Here is a 16,137-nt window from a genome sequence, read left to right as displayed (position 1 = left end):
TGCCAAAAAGCCTTATTTTTGCAGTAGCAGAAAGGATTCATTGTTTTGTAATATAGAATGATTCTAAATAAAAAAAATTTAAAAGTAAGGAAATAATATGTTTAAAAATGTCGAAGAAAGTACTTTTGAAGAAATAACTCTCGATAAAGGTTTTTATGTACTTCATTTTCAGAACGAAAGCAAAGAGGTTAAAAGTTTTGAGAGAGAAATAAATAGCACTTTTATACAGATTCATTTTTGTTTAAGAGGAAAATCTAAATTCCTTTTTAACGATAGTTCATATTCTTTCGATGTTTTAGACAATCGTTCTATTTTATTATATAACCCTCAAAGAACTTTGCCAATTAACTTGGAGATTCAGCCTAAAACAACCTTAGTATCTTTATTAATTTCTATTGAAAAATTTCATTCTTTATTTTCTAAAGAATCTGGTTACATTCCTTTTTTAAGTGATGAAAATAGCAACAAAAAATATTACGACGATACTGAAATAAAACCGACCGTTTTTATTGCTTTACAACAAATAATTAATTCTAACATTAATAGTTCTATAAAAGACTTATATGTAAAAGGAAAGGTTTACGAATTACTGAGTTTACATTTTTATCATGAAGAAAACACAGATACAGAGTATTGTCCTTTTTTGGTTGACGAGCAAAACGTTTTAAAAATTAGAAAAGCGAAAGAAATTATTATTTCCAGAATGGCAGAACCACCTAGTTTGCAAGAATTGGCCAACGAAATTGGCTTAAATCTTAAAAAACTAAAAGAAGGATTTAAGCAAATTTACGGAGATACAGTGTATAGTTTTCTATTTGATTATAAAATGGAACATGCCAGAAGATTATTGGAAAGTAATAAATACAATGTAAACGAAGTGGGTGCTCAAGTGGGCTACAGCACTGCAAGTCATTTTATTGCAGCATTTAAAAAAAAGTTTGGAACGACGCCTAAGAAATATGTAATGAGCCTCAATCAGTAGGCTGTTTTCAGCCGCAGTTTGCAAACTTTGAAAACTTTGAAACTATAAATTTGAAACAATTAACACATTACGACATCGAAAACAAGCAACAACAATTTCCTATAACTATTGTTTGCGACGCGATTAGAACTCCAGAAAATATTGGTATGTGTTTTCGTATTTCAGAAAGTTTTGGAGTTGAGAAAATTTATTTTCATGAGAATTCTCCATCAACAGAAAATAGAATTGTTAAGAAAACTGCGAGAAATACTATAAATCAAATTAAGTATGATACTTATGTCGATTTTACAAAAATCATCAACCAATTAAAAACAGCAGGCAATACAATTATAGGAATAGAAATTACTGATAAAAGCATAAATATTCAAGATTTCGAATTTAAAAATCACAAAAAAATCGTTTTACTTTTGGGAAGCGAAAGAAACGGAATTGAAAATATAGATTTGGTAGATTACACTGTTGCTATACCTATGTTTGGTAGAAATTCGAGTATGAATGTAATACATAGTTTGGCAATTACGCTTTATGAAGTTACGAATCAGTTAAAATCCCATCCTAACCTTCGCAAAGGGAAGGAACTTGGAACCATAAAATAGATGAAAATTATTATGTATCTTTTTTTTATTTTAATTTCTCTTACTTCTTTTAGCCAAGAGGAAATTCTAATTAAAGGTAAATTATTTTTTTCTGATAATTTTTATGAAACTTTTCCTAATTTATTAGTTAAATTAGATTCATCTTCAAAATATATTCAAATTAAAGAAGATGGAAAATTTGAAATTAAAACACCTATAAAAAAAGAATCTTATCAATTATTCTTTTATTATGGAAACATAAAGTTTAAAGAATTCGATTATAAATTTAAATGGACAAAACGCAAAAAACCTAAATCTATTTCTTTAGCAGAAAAATGTGAAGTTAATAAATCTTTGGTCAAAAGAGATTTTAAAAAAGGAAAAATGAAGCTTTATTTTTTCAAGGAAGATGAAAAAGTAAAACTAACCGATAAAGATAGAAGAATACAAAAAGAATATTTTATAGAATACATTCAATTTCCATTAAGCGAAATCATTAATTATGATTGTTATTTGGATTACAATCAAAGAGTGTTTAAATTTCTTTTTCTTATAGGTAAAAAAAAATATTTAGATAAAATAAATAATAATGTTATTGGGTATCATTATAGATATAACATAACCAAATAGAAAGTACTGAAAAACATTTCAAGACAAATTCAGAATAAAAAAAACAACTAATTAAAATATCCACAAGAGTTCTTTCCCTTTGGGAAGGTTAAGATGGGCTTATTATGAAAGGAATATTATTAAATAATTTAGGATCACCAGATTCTACAGCAACAAAAGATGTTAAAAAATATTTAGAAGAATTTTTAATGGACGAACGCGTTATTGACATTCCTTATTGGAAGCGTTACGTTTTAATAAAGGGAATTATTTTAAATTTTCGTCCTAAAAAATCAGCAGCAGCTTACCAAAAAATTTGGTGGGATAAAGGTTCTCCATTGGTTGTAATTTCAGAAAGATTTACAGAAAAAGTAAAACAAAAAGTAGCTATTCCTGTAGAACTGGCAATGCGTTATGGTTCTATGTCGATGGAAAAAGGCATTAAAAACCTGGTTGACAAAGGTGTAACCGAAATCTTTTTAGCACCTTTATACCCTCATTATGCAATGTCTTCTTTCGAAACTGTGGTTGTTAAAGCTGAAGAAATTTTGGCGGAAAAATACTCAAATGTAAAATTAGATGTGTTACCTCCTTTTTATAATGAACCAGATTATATAAAAGCGATGAGTAATAATATTGCAAATCACTTAAAAAATTTCGATTACGACCATATTTTGTTTTCGTATCATGGAATTCCAGAACGTCATATTAAAAAATCGGATCCAACAAACAGCCATTGTAAAATAGATGGCTCTTGTTGCGAACGTAATTCTGTTGCTCACCACACTTGTTACAGGCACCAATGTTTCGAAACGACAAAAGAAATTGCAAAATTCTTAAAATTGAAAGAAGGAACGTATAGCAATGCTTTTCAATCTCGTTTGTTAAAAGATCCTTGGTTAAAACCTTATACAGATTTTGAGTTGGAGAAATTTCCTTCTGTAGGAAAAAAGAAGTTAGCGGTTATTACTCCTGCTTTTGTTGCAGATTGTTTAGAGACTTTAGAAGAAATTGCCATGGAAGGAAAAGAAGAATTCTTAAAATTTGGTGGAACAGATTACAAACATATTCCTTGTATGAATGATAATAACGATTGGGTAGATGTTATGGTTTCGTGGATTAACGAATGGGAAAAGCAGTAGTATTTAGTTGGCAGTATTCAGTTGGCAGTCGCAGTTTTCAACTTTAGAATGTCTAAGTTTTGATTTTTAAGTTAAAAACACAATTAATATAAAGTATAACAGGTTGAGCTTGTTAGAATCACAGTAAACAAATTAAAAAAATTATGCATCTTTGCGAAAGAAACATCAACAATATTCAGTCAAAGATTACACGCTGTCAGTTCGAGTGATTTCGATTTTTCATCGAAATTGTATCGAGAATAACTTTGAAAGTTAAAACAAAATTATGGATTTTTTATACATAAAAGCACTACATATTATCTTTGTGGTTACTTGGTTTGCTGGTTTATTTTACATCGTTCGCTTGTTTATTTATCAAACAGAAGCCGAAACTAAACTAGAACCTGCAAAATCTATTTTACAGACGCAGTATAAATTAATGAGCAAAAGACTTTGGTATATTATTACTTGGCCATCAGCTATTTTGGCGAGTATTTTTGCTTTTTGGATGCTGTATCAAAATCCGTCTTATTTACAAGAACCTTGGATGTTGGTAAAATTGGCTTTTGTTTTGGCTTTGTATTTTTACCATGGCTTTTGTCAGGATATCTATAATAAACTTCAAAAAGATATTGTAAAATATTCCGCTTTTAAACTAAGAGTGTTTAACGAAATCTCTACCATTATCTTATTTGCAATCGTTTTTTTAGTAACTATAAAAAGTGCCATTAATTGGATTTGGGGGGTTATTGGCATTATTCTTTTCGGAATTTTAATGATGTTAGGAATTAAACTCTACAAAAGAATTCGTGAGAAAAAATCTTGGGAAAAAGCGGAAAGTGAGATTTTAGAAGAGGAATAGTTGGTAGTATTCAGTTGGCAGCCTCAGTCTCAACAATAAAACAAAAAAAATGTGTTTTTGTGGCTTTGCAAGAAAATTTTGTAGAATTTGGGAATTATATTTTTTAGCTGACTAACAACTGCAAACTGCCTACTGAATACTGAATACTCTTTTAACTTCTAATACTTTGCTCAAAAGGAATTCTATTTACAATAGATCTCCCTAAAGTAACCTCATCTGCATATTCTAGCTCATCACCCACAGAAATTCCACGTGCAATTGTAGAGGTTGTAATGTCGAACTTTTCTATTTGTTTAAAAATATAGAAATTAGTGGTATCTCCTTCCATAGTAGAACTTAAAGCAAAAATTAATTCTTTTACTTCTCCTTTTTCAACTTTATTAATAAGAGATTCTATTTGCAAATTCTGTGGTCCAATTCCTTCAATAGGAGAAATTTTTCCACCCAAAACATGGTACAATCCATTAAATTGAGACGTGCTTTCAATCGCCATTACATCTCTAATATCTTCCACCACACAAATAATCTCTGGTTTTCTCTTTGGGTTATTACAAATATCGCATAAAGTTGTATCAGAAATATTATGGCATTTTTCACAGGTTTTTACATCATTTCTTAAATGTAACAAAGCTTCCGACAAGTATTTTGTATGGTCTGTTGGCTGTTTTAGTAAATGTAACACCAAACGCAAAGCTGTTCTTTTACCAATTCCTGGTAATCGAGAAACTTCATTTACAGCATTTTCTAATAATTTTGATGAGAAATCCATAGTTTGCGAAATTACGGATTTACAAGAATAAAGAGAAAAGAAAATAAAGAAAAGACACTCTCAAATTTAAGTGAGGCTGTATAAATAATTACTTTTTATTTTTTTTCTTTCTTCTATTCTTTATTTTCTATAATCTTATTCTCTTAAAATCTTATATTCGTACCACAAAAATTAAATTAGAAAATGCAACCACTTTATATTTTTTTATTAATTATTGCCTATTTCGTAGTTTTAATTACCATCTCTTATTTTACAGGAAAAGACGATTCTAACGAAGTTTTTTTTAAAGCAAAAAGAAGTTCTCCTTGGTATTTAGTCGCTTTTGGTATGATTGGCGCTTCACTTTCTGGGGTGACTTTTATTTCTGTTCCAGGAATGGTTGCTGGCCAACAATTTGCATATATGCAAGGTGTTTTTGGGTTCTTTTTCGGTTATTTAGTTATTGCTTTTATACTACTTCCTCTCTACTACAAACTAAATATTACTTCAATTTATCAATATTTAGAACAACGTTTTGGAAAAACAAGCTACAAAACAGGCGCATTTTTCTTTTTACTTTCTAGAGTTACTGGTGCTTCTTTTCGATTGTTTTTGGTGGCTTTGGCAATGCAATATATTGTTTTCGAAGAAATTGGTGTTCCTTTCGAAATTACTGTAATTATTTCTATTTTATTAATTTGGATTTATACTTTTAGAGGAGGAATTAAAACCATTGTTTGGACAGATACACTACAAACCTTAGCAATGTTAGTGGCTGTTGGCTTATCTATTTATTTAATAAACGACAAATTAAATTGGTCTTTTGTAGAGTTTTTAAATTCTGATGATTTTAAAGTAAAGGGTCAAATTTTCTTTTTTGACGATGCTAATGCCACTACATATTTTTGGAAATATTTTATTGGCGGAATTTTTATAGCCATTGCAATGACTGGTTTAGACCAAGATATGATGCAAAAAAACCTAACCTGTAAAAACAACAAAGAAGCTCAAAAAAACATGATTACAATGGCTAGTTTATTAATTATTGTAAATTTCTTCTTTTTATCTTTAGGTGCTTTATTATTTATCTATTCAGAAAAAATAGGTTTAGAAATACCTATTGTAAATGGAAAAACGAGAACAGATTTGTTGTTTCCAGAAATTGCTATGAATCAGAATTTGGGTCTGGGAGTTGCAATTACATTTATAATTGGATTAATTGCTGCTGCTTATTCTAGTGCAGACTCTGCATTAACCTCTCTTACAACTTCTTTTTCTGTAGATTTTTTAGGAATTGAAGAAAGACCAGAAGAAGAACAAAAACCCTTACGTAAAAAAGTACATGTTGGGGTTTCTATATTATTAATTTTAGTGGTTATTTTATTCAACAATTTAGAAGGAAATGTAGTAAGTAACCTATTTAAATTTGCCACTTTTACGTATGGTCCATTATTAGGATTGTTTGCTTTTGGTATTCTTACAAAACATAAAATAAAAGACAAATATGCATGGGTTATTGCTTTGCTATCGATTATCGTGAGCTTTGTAATTACATCTTTACCTGAAAATATTATTGGAGTTTATAAATTTCATTGGGAAATTTTACCTTTAAATGGGCTAATTACTTTTATTGGTTTATATTTGATTAGAAAAAAATAGGAATGAAAAATTTAATTCTCACACTTGTATTTGCCATATCATTTTCTGTACAATCTCAAGAAAAAATTAATTGGATTACAAATATCGAAGAAGGCTTAAAATTAGGAAAAGAGCAAAACAAAATTGTATTTATATATTTTGGAGCTAAAAAATGCGTGCCTTGCAGATCTGTTGAAAAATATGAATATTCGAATCCTGAATTTATAAAATATTCTAAAGACTTAATAATGGTTAAAATTTTTGATGATTTAGATAAAGAAAAAGTCGACTGGCAATCTTACATACAAAAGTCCAGAAAGACATATAAAATAAAAATCAACCCAAGGTTTATACTAATTAAAAATGGAGAAGAAATTGCAAGTTTCTTTACTTATGTTAGAAAACCTGGAGATTTGTTAACTAAATTTAAAACTTACATTTCTGAATAACAGTATTTAATATGCAGAAAGATTTAAGTAATTACCGAAAATCCTACGAAAAGCAAGAGCTTTTAGAAAGTAATTGTCCAGAAAATCCGATGGAATTATTCCAAACTTGGTTTCGAAATGCAGAAGCATCTGAAGCTGTAGAAGAAACCAATGCAATGACAATTAGCACTGTTGGTAAAGATGGTTTCCCAAAAAGTAGAGTCGTTTTATTAAAAAAATTCACTTGGGAGGGTTTTATTTTCTATACCAATTACACTTCCGAAAAAGGAAAAGCCATTGCAGCAAATAACAATATTTGCCTGTCTTTTTTCTGGCCAGCTTTAGAGCAACAAATCATTATAAAAGGAAAAGCAGAAAAACAAGCAGAAAATTTATCTGATGGCTATTTCGAATCGAGACCAGATGGCAGTAAATTAGGTGCTTGGGCATCTAACCAAAGTTCGGTAGTATCATCAAGAAAAGAATTAGAAGATACTTTAGTTTCTTTAGAACAAAAATTCGATGGAAAAGAAATTCCAAGACCAAAACATTGGGGAGGTTATTTAGTGAAACCAATTTCCATAGAATTTTGGCAAGGAAGACCTAATAGATTGCATGATAGAATTAGATATACACTGCAAGAAGATTTTTCTTGGAAATTAGAACGATTGGCACCATAAATTTTTATATTTACGCTTCAACAATTAAATTATAAATGAAAACATTATATATTGTTAGACATGCAAAATCTTCTTGGGCATACTCTGGAATAGAAGATATAGACAGACCCCTAAAAAAACGTGGAATAAAAGACGCACATTTAATGTCTAAGTTTTTAGCAAAAACGATAGATAAACCAGATGTTTTTATATCAAGTAGTGCAAATAGAGCATTGCATACTGCTGTAATTTTTTGTGAAAACTTGGGTTACCCACATGCAAACCTTCAAATAAAAAGACAATTATATAGTTTTAGCGATGGTTATTTGGTAAAAACGGTAAATGCTTTAGACGATGGCTTTAACTCTGCCATTATTTTTAGTCACGATCATGGGATTAATACCTTTGTAAATGAATTTGGAAATACACCTATTGCACACGTTACCACTTGCGGAATTATTGGTATTCAATTTAAAGAAAAACATTGGAAAAATATTAGAAGAGGAAAAACTTTTATGATAGAATTTCCTAAAAATCATAAATAAATTAGTTTGTTAGAAATAAAAAAATTCGGTGCTATAGATATTGGTTCTAATGCGATTCGTTTGCTAATTTCGAACGTTATCGTATCCGAAGATAAAGAACCCCAATTTAAAAAATCTTCTTTAGTACGAGTTCCTATTCGTTTAGGAGCAGATGCCTTTGTTGGTGAAGGCGTTATTAGTAAAGCCAATATTACAAGAATGCTAAATGCTATGGAAGCCTTTAAACTATTAATGAAAATTAATGGTGTAGAACGCTACAAAGCTTGTGCTACTTCTGCAATGAGAGAAGCTTTAAACGGAAAAGAAGTTGCCAAAAAAGTTCTTACAGAAACGGGTGTACAAATAGATATTATTGGTGGTAAAGAAGAAGCTGCTATTATTTCTTCTACAGATTTAAACCAATTAATACAAGGAGATAATTCTTATTTATATGTAGATGTTGGTGGTGGAAGCACAGAGTTTACACTTTTCTCTAAAGGAAGAATTATTACTTCTAAATCTTTTAAAATGGGTACAGTTCGTTTGTTAAATAATAAAAAATCTGTAAACAAAGAAATTTTTGCCAATGTAGAAAAATGGATTAAAAAAAATACGAAAGATTTAAAACGCATCTCTTTAATAGGTTCTGGAGGAAACATTAACAAACTCTTTAAAATGTCTGGTAGAACTGAAGGAAAACCAATTTCTTTTATTTATTTGAATGCTCAATATCAATTTTTAAAAAATATGTCTTACGAAGACAGGATTTCGGAGTTGAGTTTAAATCCAGATAGAGCAGACGTTATTATTCCTGCTACAAAAATTTACTTGTCTGCAATGAAATGGAGTGGATCAAGGAAAATTTATGTTCCGAAAATTGGTTTGTCTGATGGTATCATAAAAAGTTTATATTTTAAGAAGTTATAGTTTCATTTTTTTTATTGTATTTTAAAAATTATCTACTAAATAGGCGCTTTCATAAAACAACGCATCCCTTGTTTTTACGAGGGATTTGTTGTATTTTGTAGCTATAATAAACCCCGAAAATGGCCAATATAGGCAAAAAACGGGGTTTTAATTTCGATAATTATGAAAGTACGAAGAATTTCTGAAATGCAACACCGCATTTCAATTTTTTCCCCTCAGCGAGAATTATGATGCTCATTATGCGCGATTTTTAGAGGGAGATTTAGGTAAAATCTACTCTGCAATTCCTTGGAATGATTTAGTTAGCTCTTTTGGTATTTCTGAACAATCAAAAGGGAGAAACTATCTTTTTAGTCCTAAAGGAAGACTAGGTTTAATGTTTTTAAAACATTATGCTAATTGTTCAGATAGAAAATTGATTGAGCAACTAAACTCGAATTTAGACTATCAATTTTTCTGTGATATAGAACTAGGTTTTGAACGCTTAACAAACTATAAAATAGTGAGCCAAATACGTTGTGAATTAGCAGAGAAACTCGATATTAATTCCATAGAAAAAATTCTATTCAACTCTTGGAAAAACGAAATTGAAAACCCCAATCAAATTGTAATGGATGCTACTTGTTATGAAAGTGAAGTTCGTTACCCTAGCATCCAAAAATTACTTTGGGAGTCGGTTCATTGGTTGTACAATCAATTACGTAAAACCTGCTCTATATTAGGGGTTAAAATGATTAGAAGTAAATATATCAAGTGGAAAAAACGTTATCAAGGATTTAGTAAAATGCGAAGAAAAACCAAGTCGAAACGTATTTCATTAACCCGAGGTTTACTCAATCTGTTAAGTAAATTTATCAACTTTGAAAAAAAGTTGTCAGAAAATCACAATATTGAGTTTATAGCTTTGTATTATAAGCGAATAAATACAATTCAAAGGATTTACAAACAACAAAAAGATCATTTTGATACAGGAGAAAAAATCAAAGATAGAATTGTAAGCATTCAAAAGGATTATATTCGTCCTATTGTTCGAGGAAAGGAAGTAAAACCTGTTGAATTTGGAGCAAAAGTTAACAAAGTTCAAATTGATGGAATTAGCTTTATCGAACATATTAACTTTAATGCATTTCATGAAGGAAATCGTTTTATTCAAACAGTCCAAAAAGCACAAGGATTAACTCGAAAAAAAGTAAAAATAGCTGGAGCAGATAAAATTTATGCCACCAATAAAAATAGAAAACACTGTAGTTCTAAGAACATAGAAACAGACTTTATCCCCAAGGGAAAAAAGCCGAAAAATCATAAAGAAAAAAAGCAACTTAGAGCTATTATCGCAAAAGAAAGAGCTACAAGATTAGAAGGTTCTTTTGGAAAGGATAAAGAATATTATCACTTACGAAAAATAAAAGCCAAAACTAAAAAGAATGAAATTCTATGGATATTCTTTGGAATACACACAGGGAATGCTCTTGAAATTGGCCGAAGAAAAATAGCTAAAACAGCACAACAAGTAGCCTAAATTTGAAGCATTGAATATAGTTTTATGGGAGAGGTATGTCTTGTTGGGAAATTTTTAAGAAACTGAACCCTTAAAACAGCTTTAAAACAAAAATTGAGGGTAGAATTTAAATAATTATGCCCGCAATTTTAGCTGCATTTTTAAAAATAACCTATTTTCTGAATGTGCCTAAATAAAACGTGTTTAAGTTAAGAAATGATTTTAATTTAACTCACTAACAAACAGTTGTTTATATTAAATTTCATTTCAGCGATAGGAGAAATCTTATAATTTATAACTACAATTTGCAAGACTCCTCTCTTCCTGCATCATCCTAATGACATTTGATTTTCAAAAAAAAAAATGGTTAATTAGCGTGTATCGAACTTATGCTAAATAATTACTAATTATTTTATTAAACATTTCATTTTCATTATTTAAAAAAGAAGTTTCTATAGGTAAATAATACAAATTATTTATCTTATCTACCAACCTTACATAGTCTTTTTCGGTAGTAAGAATTATTTTTTTTACTGAAGTAATTTCTTCAAATCTTCGATGTATATCTTTAATTTCACGATTCGAAAAATGATGATGATCTGGGTATTTTAAATGACGAAAACAAATTCGTTCACTTTTTAAAAAATCTTCTAAAGGTTTTGGGTTCGCAATTCCAGTAATTAATAAAACTTCATAGTTTTTTAATTCTTCCATAGAAATAATTGTGCTTCCAGAAAGTGTACCTGCATATGTAATCGTTGTAAAAAAAACTGGTTTGTTATAAATACTTAGTTTTTCTTTAATTCTTTCTTGCTCGTAAACATTTAAATTATTTGGACATTTTGTAACCAAGATTACATCTGCTCTTTTTGCTCCACTGCTACTTTCTCTTAAATTTCCTGTCGGCAGTAAAAAATCATCTACAAATAAATCATCAAATTTTGTAAGTAGTATATAGAAACTTCCTTTTACTTTTCTATGCTGAAAAGCATCGTCTAACAAAATAACTTCAGCATTATTATCTGCAATTAAACGACCAATACCTTTTATCCTATTTGCATCTACAGCAATATCTATATTCTTAAATTTATTAAAATACTGCAAAGGTTCATCACCAACATCTTCTGCAGAATGCGAATTATTAAGCAATACATAACCTGTTGTTTTGCGTTTATACCCTCTGCTTAAAACCCCAGTTTTATACTTCTTTTTTAATAATCGTATTAAATATTCTATTTGCGGCGTTTTTCCTGTTCCACCAACACTTAAATTACCAACCACAATTACAGGTATTTTAAAGACAGTTTCTTTAAAAATACCAACATCAAAAAAATAGTTACGAATTCTCGTAACCAAGTCGTAAATAATCGCAAAAGGAAACAATAAAAATCTAAGTAGTTTCATTGCTGTAAAAATACATAAAAATGGTAACTTTGGTTTTAAGATAAAGAGATTAAAATGAAGATAAAAGAAGTTACAAATTATTTGGAAGAATTAGCGCCTTTGCAATATGCCGAAGATTTTGACAATGTTGGTTTGTTAATTGGAAATTACAACACAGAAGTTTCTGGAATCTTAGTAACATTAGACACTTTAGAGGAAACTGTAGAAGAAGCAATTGCGAAAAAGTGTAATTTAATTGTAAGTTTTCATCCAATTATTTTTGGAGGTATGAAAAAATTTAATGGCAATTCTTATGTAGAAAGAGTGGTTTTAAAAGCCATTAAAAATAATATTGCAATTTATGCGACACACACAGCTTTAGACAATTCTAAAAATGGAGTTTCTGCAAAAATGTGTAAAGTTTTAGGTTTAACAAACACTAAAATCTTAATCCCCAAAAAAGGAATTCTAAAAAAACTAACCACTTTTGCGCCAAAAGAAAATGCAGAAGAATTAAGAAAAGTACTTTTTAATGCTGGCGCAGGAAATATTGGTAATTACAACCAATGTTCTTTTAATGTTGAAGGCATTGGAACGTTTAGAGGAAATGAAGGTTCGAATCCTGTAGTTGGCGAAAAAGGAAAATTGGAAGCAAATGAAGAAACACAGGTTTCTGTTATTTTTGAAGCTAAAAATGAAAGTGCTATTTTAAATGCGCTACAAAAATGTACTTTTTACGAAGAAATAGCCTATTATTTATCTGCCACAGAAAATACATACCAAGATATTGGCATGGGAATGGTTGGCGAGCTTCCTTCTGCAATGGAAGAAAAAGATTTTTTACTGTTTTTAAAGCAAACCATGAAAACCGATTGTGTGAGACACTCTAATTTTATCCGTAAAAAAGTAAAAAAAGTCGCTGTTTTAGGCGGTTCTGGAAGTTTTGCAATTTCTAATGCAAAAAGAGCAGGTGCAGATGCTTATGTGAGTGCAGACTTTAAATATCACGAGTTTTTTAAGGCAGAAAATCGTATTTTATTAGCCGATATTGGGCATTATGAAAGCGAACAGTTTACAAAAAACCTTTTGGTTGATTATCTTACGAAAAAATTCACTAATTTTGCAATCATTTTATCAGAAAAAAGTACAAATCCTATTTATTACCTATAAACATGGCAAAGAAGAAAGAAGTTTCGGTTGAACAAAAATTAAGAGCATTGTATGACTTACAATTAATAGACTCTAGAATTGACGAAATTAGAAACGTTAGAGGTGAATTACCTTTAGAAGTGGAAGATTTAGAAGATGAAGTTGCCGGCTTAAATACGCGTATTTCTAATTTAGCAGAAGATGCTGCAAACTTAGAGACAGAAATTAACAATAAAAAACAGGCGATTGAAGACTCTAAAGCGTTAATGAAAAAATACGACGAGCAACAAAAAAATGTTAGAAATAATAGAGAGTTCGATTCTTTATCTAAAGAAATTGAATATCAAGATTTAGAAATTCAATTAGCGGAGAAAAGAATTAACGAATACAAAGCTAAAATTGCGCAGAAAAACGAAATAATCGATGCTACTAAAGAAAAATTAGCAAAGCAAGAGCAACATTTAGCTCATAAAAAAGCGGAGTTAGATGCTATCTTAAAAGAAACTGAAAAAGAGGAGAAACTTTTAACTGAAAAATCGGAAGAGTTTTCTAAATCTTTAGATGAGCATTTATTTAAAGCTTATAATAGAATTAGAAACAAAGTAAAAAATGGTTTGGCTGTTGTTGCTATCGAACGTGGAGCTTCTGGAGGTTCTTACTTTACAATTCCTCCTCAGGTTCAATTAGAGATTGCAAACAGAAAGAAAATTACAATAGACGAACATAGTGGACGTATCTTAGTAGATGCTGCTTTGGCTGAAGAAGAAAAAGAAAAAATGGATAAATTATTTTCTTAAAATATTTTTTTACAACCTTACAACCTAAAAAAAACTCGAAGTTTATGCTTCGAGTTTTTTTTAGGTTGTATAGTAATTTTTAGCGATTTCCCAAGAAGCAATTAGACTTGAGAGATTTTTAAAACCTGTCTAGGTTTTACATTAACGGAATACTATTTTTTTATTTTAAATATACCCACAAGATTATTAAAATCTTGTGAGATAGGCTTTAATAATCTAAACCTTTTAAATAAGCTAGTTTTTCTTTCCAAATATTTAAATCTACTCTAAATTCTTCTACTTGCTTTTTAACATTTGCTACTAATGGATTGTCTGCTTTTGCATTCGAAAAGAAACCTAAGTTATTCTCTAATTGCGAAATTTCACGATTTACCTCGTCTATTTTCTTACGAACAAACATTTGTTCGGAATCTAATTTTCTAAAATCTTTATTTGCCACCAAACTATCTAAAGAATTGGTAAATTTTAACATGGCAACTTCTTGTTTATCTAAAGACAAACTTTCTAACATTTTATCTACTTGCTTGTTAAACTTACTTTCTAAATGTCTTACGTTTCTTGGCAATACACCTAATGCTCTCCACTTATTAATAGCTTCTAACACGCTTTCTTTTGTGTGTGACTCTTTCTCTTTTAAAGAGTCTAAAAGTGCTTTCTTAGCATCTACAGCAACTTGTTGTTCTTTGCTTACTGCATTTTTCTGTTCGTGAAATCTATCGAAATAATGGTTACAAGCTGTCTTGAATCTTTTCCAAATATCATCTGAGAACTTTCTTGGAACGTGCCCAATTTTTTTCCAATCTGCTTGAACTTTCTTCATTGCATTTGTAGCCATTTCCCAATCTTCACTATCTTTTAAAGATTCTGCAATTTCTATTAAGGCAATTTTCTTTTCTAAATTCTCTTGCTGGCTACTTTTTTCTTGTTTGTAAAAGAGATTCTTTGCACTGTTAAATTTCTTTGTTGCTGCTTTAAACTTTTGCCAAACTTCTTCACTTTTATTATATGGTAATTTACCAGCATTAAAATACAATTGTCTTAGCTGTTCCACATGCTTTATGCTTTCTTGCCAATCTTTATGAGAGGTGTTATTAGAAGTATTATAATTATTTAAAACTTCTATAATCTCTAATTTTTTATCAATAATTTCTTGATATTTAGAGCGCATTTCACGAAAATACTGATGACGCTTATCGTGTATTTTCTTTGTAGCTACACTAAACTTATGCCAAACTTCTTCTCGCATTTCGCTAGAAACTGGACCAATATCTTCTTTCCAAGTTTTGTGTAGTTCTTGCAATTCCTTAAAAGCTTCTGTAATGTCTTCTTTCTCTGCTAATGCTTCTGCTTGTTTAATAATTTTAAGTTTTTCCTCTAAATTATTTTTAAAGTCTAAATCTCTAAAATCGTTACTTAAATGTAATAAATCGTAAAAACGCTCTACATGATGATGGTAAATCTTCCAAGTATCGTTATAACGCGTTTTAGAAACTGGACCAATTGCACGCCAGTTATCTTGCAACTCTCTAAACTGCTTATACATAGTAGCAGTATCTGCATCTTCAATTAAAGTTTTTAAATCTTCAATTACCTTTAACCTTTTTTCTAAGTTTTCGTTTAATTTTTTTTCTAAATCTTTATAGTATGCATCTCTCTCTTTTTTATAACTAAAAAGCAGTGCATTGTATTCTGTTTTTATTGGACTCGAAAATTGAAAATCGATAGAATTACCTCCTTCCGCTAAAAAAGCTTCTTTTTTTTCTGCCAATAACGCCCCAAACTTCTGGTTGAAAGCATTCTTGATTGCATCTACTTGAGATTTAATTTTTTGAACAGGATTGTTAGAAATTACTTTCTTTAAAGCAACAACTAAAGCTTCTAAAGTTGCTTTAGAATAATCTACTTTTGGAGTTTCCTCTTCTTTAGAATTGCTATTTTCTGCGTCCTCTGCTACAGATTTTTCAATTTCATCTATAGCTTCATTTATATCGTTATTATTTTCCTCTACCACTTTTTCGGTTGATTCTTCTACTCTGTTGGTCGTTTCCGAGATTTCTACTTCTTTTATTTTAACTGTTTCTTTTAATGGTTCTTCAACTTCATTCACTTCTTCAAAAGATGTCACTTCTTCTACTTTTGGAGTTTCATTTGCGACTTCTTTAGTACTATCTTCCGTTTTTTTAACGTTTTCGTCATTCTTATCTAACATATCTACAATGTTTAAGTGCTATTAATAA

General features: G+C 29.6%; 16 protein-coding genes. 13 read left to right on the top strand and 3 right to left on the bottom strand.

Annotated features, from left to right (window positions below; translation table 11 throughout):
* The first annotated feature begins 97 nt into the window (after positions 1–97).
* From J3359_RS00350 to J3359_RS00330, 5 genes are all read left to right on the top strand, one after another.
* Positions 98–982, top strand: a complete 885-nt coding sequence (locus tag J3359_RS00350; RefSeq protein ID WP_208078708.1) for a helix-turn-helix domain-containing protein — start codon at positions 98–100, stop codon at positions 980–982.
* A gap of 50 nt (positions 983–1,032) precedes the next feature.
* Complete coding sequence (locus tag J3359_RS00345) at positions 1,033–1,578, top strand: TrmH family RNA methyltransferase (protein WP_208078707.1); 546 nt, start codon at positions 1,033–1,035, stop codon at positions 1,576–1,578.
* On the top strand, positions 1,579–2,187 hold the full coding sequence (locus J3359_RS00340) for an FEKKY domain-containing protein (protein WP_208078706.1): 609 nt from the start codon (positions 1,579–1,581) through the stop codon (positions 2,185–2,187). It begins immediately after the preceding gene.
* Between the two features lie 104 nt (positions 2,188–2,291).
* Complete coding sequence (gene hemH, locus J3359_RS00335; protein WP_208078705.1) at positions 2,292–3,308, top strand: ferrochelatase; 1,017 nt, start codon at positions 2,292–2,294, stop codon at positions 3,306–3,308.
* Positions 3,309–3,573: 265 nt separating this feature from the next.
* Positions 3,574–4,149, top strand: coding sequence for a CopD family protein (locus J3359_RS00330; protein WP_208078704.1), 576 nt, complete (start codon positions 3,574–3,576; stop codon positions 4,147–4,149).
* Positions 4,150–4,300: 151 nt separating this feature from the next.
* Here the strand turns inward: J3359_RS00330 and recR are convergent, their stop codons facing one another.
* The gene (recR, locus tag J3359_RS00325; protein ID WP_208078703.1) at positions 4,301–4,918 is read right to left on the bottom strand and encodes a recombination mediator RecR; all 618 of its coding nucleotides are present in this window, start codon (positions 4,916–4,918) and stop codon (positions 4,301–4,303) included.
* Between the two features lie 183 nt (positions 4,919–5,101).
* Here recR and J3359_RS00320 point away from each other — a divergent pair, with 183 nt between their 5' ends.
* The 6 genes from J3359_RS00320 to J3359_RS00295 all read left to right on the top strand — a co-directional run bounded on the left by J3359_RS00320 (position 5,102) and on the right by J3359_RS00295 (position 10,592).
* The gene (locus J3359_RS00320) at positions 5,102–6,556 is read left to right on the top strand and encodes a sodium:solute symporter (RefSeq protein ID WP_208078702.1); all 1,455 of its coding nucleotides are present in this window, start codon (positions 5,102–5,104) and stop codon (positions 6,554–6,556) included.
* 2 nt (positions 6,557–6,558) lie between these two features.
* The gene (locus J3359_RS00315) at positions 6,559–6,984 is read left to right on the top strand and encodes a thioredoxin family protein (RefSeq protein ID WP_208078701.1); all 426 of its coding nucleotides are present in this window, start codon (positions 6,559–6,561) and stop codon (positions 6,982–6,984) included.
* Positions 6,985–6,995: 11 nt separating this feature from the next.
* The gene (pdxH, locus tag J3359_RS00310) at positions 6,996–7,643 is read left to right on the top strand and encodes a pyridoxamine 5'-phosphate oxidase (protein WP_208078699.1); all 648 of its coding nucleotides are present in this window, start codon (positions 6,996–6,998) and stop codon (positions 7,641–7,643) included.
* Between the two features lie 35 nt (positions 7,644–7,678).
* Positions 7,679–8,167, top strand: coding sequence for a SixA phosphatase family protein (locus J3359_RS00305; protein ID WP_208078698.1), 489 nt, complete (start codon positions 7,679–7,681; stop codon positions 8,165–8,167).
* A gap of 6 nt (positions 8,168–8,173) precedes the next feature.
* Positions 8,174–9,073, top strand: coding sequence for a Ppx/GppA phosphatase family protein (locus tag J3359_RS00300; protein ID WP_208078697.1), 900 nt, complete (start codon positions 8,174–8,176; stop codon positions 9,071–9,073).
* Positions 9,074–9,254: 181 nt separating this feature from the next.
* Complete coding sequence (locus J3359_RS00295; RefSeq protein ID WP_367890403.1) at positions 9,255–10,592, top strand: transposase; 1,338 nt, start codon at positions 9,255–9,257, stop codon at positions 10,590–10,592.
* Positions 10,593–10,958: 366 nt separating this feature from the next.
* Here J3359_RS00295 and lpxK read toward each other — a convergent pair whose 3' ends face one another.
* The gene (gene lpxK / locus J3359_RS00290; protein WP_208078695.1) at positions 10,959–11,975 is read right to left on the bottom strand and encodes a tetraacyldisaccharide 4'-kinase; all 1,017 of its coding nucleotides are present in this window, start codon (positions 11,973–11,975) and stop codon (positions 10,959–10,961) included.
* A 54-nt stretch (positions 11,976–12,029) separates the two neighbouring features.
* On the opposite strand from lpxK, the gene J3359_RS00285 reads away from it, so the two are divergent.
* A complete protein-coding gene (locus J3359_RS00285; RefSeq protein WP_208078694.1) occupies positions 12,030–13,124 on the top strand; it encodes a Nif3-like dinuclear metal center hexameric protein in 1,095 nt (364 codons plus the stop codon).
* A gap of 2 nt (positions 13,125–13,126) precedes the next feature.
* Positions 13,127–13,900: a zinc ribbon domain-containing protein gene (locus J3359_RS00280; RefSeq protein WP_208078692.1), complete on the top strand. Its 774-nt coding sequence runs from the start codon at positions 13,127–13,129 to the stop codon at positions 13,898–13,900.
* A 208-nt stretch (positions 13,901–14,108) separates the two neighbouring features.
* Here the strand turns inward: J3359_RS00280 and J3359_RS00275 are convergent, their stop codons facing one another.
* Positions 14,109–16,109, bottom strand: a complete 2,001-nt coding sequence (locus tag J3359_RS00275) for a DUF349 domain-containing protein (RefSeq protein ID WP_208078691.1) — start codon at positions 16,107–16,109, stop codon at positions 14,109–14,111.
* Positions 16,110–16,137 lie beyond the last annotated feature (28 nt).

It is taken from the genome of Polaribacter cellanae, from assembly GCF_017569185.1.
In the GTDB taxonomy this organism is placed as follows: domain Bacteria; phylum Bacteroidota; class Bacteroidia; order Flavobacteriales; family Flavobacteriaceae; genus Polaribacter; species Polaribacter cellanae.
Note: the sequence above shows the minus strand (reverse complement) of the source record. Positions and strands in the feature narration are given on the sequence as shown.

Bases quoted from the DNA above. Each gene is read 5' to 3' on its own strand.
- J3359_RS00350 (WP_208078708.1), top strand. From the start codon at position 98: ATGTTTAAAAATGTCGAAGAAAGTACTTTTGAAGAAATAACTCTCGAT.
- J3359_RS00340 (WP_208078706.1), top strand. From the start codon at position 1,579: ATGAAAATTATTATGTATCTTTTTTTTATTTTAATTTCTCTTACTTCT.
- hemH (WP_208078705.1), top strand. From the start codon at position 2,292: ATGAAAGGAATATTATTAAATAATTTAGGATCACCAGATTCTACAGCA.
- J3359_RS00330 (WP_208078704.1), top strand. From the start codon at position 3,574: ATGGATTTTTTATACATAAAAGCACTACATATTATCTTTGTGGTTACT.
- recR (WP_208078703.1), bottom strand. From the start codon at position 4,918: ATGGATTTCTCATCAAAATTATTAGAAAATGCTGTAAATGAAGTTTCT.
- J3359_RS00320 (WP_208078702.1), top strand. From the start codon at position 5,102: ATGCAACCACTTTATATTTTTTTATTAATTATTGCCTATTTCGTAGTT.
- J3359_RS00315 (WP_208078701.1), top strand. From the start codon at position 6,559: ATGAAAAATTTAATTCTCACACTTGTATTTGCCATATCATTTTCTGTA.
- pdxH (WP_208078699.1), top strand. From the start codon at position 6,996: ATGCAGAAAGATTTAAGTAATTACCGAAAATCCTACGAAAAGCAAGAG.
- J3359_RS00305 (WP_208078698.1), top strand. From the start codon at position 7,679: ATGAAAACATTATATATTGTTAGACATGCAAAATCTTCTTGGGCATAC.
- lpxK (WP_208078695.1), bottom strand. From the start codon at position 11,975: ATGAAACTACTTAGATTTTTATTGTTTCCTTTTGCGATTATTTACGAC.
- J3359_RS00285 (WP_208078694.1), top strand. From the start codon at position 12,030: ATGAAGATAAAAGAAGTTACAAATTATTTGGAAGAATTAGCGCCTTTG.
- J3359_RS00280 (WP_208078692.1), top strand. From the start codon at position 13,127: ATGGCAAAGAAGAAAGAAGTTTCGGTTGAACAAAAATTAAGAGCATTG.
- J3359_RS00275 (WP_208078691.1), bottom strand. From the start codon at position 16,109: ATGTTAGATAAGAATGACGAAAACGTTAAAAAAACGGAAGATAGTACT.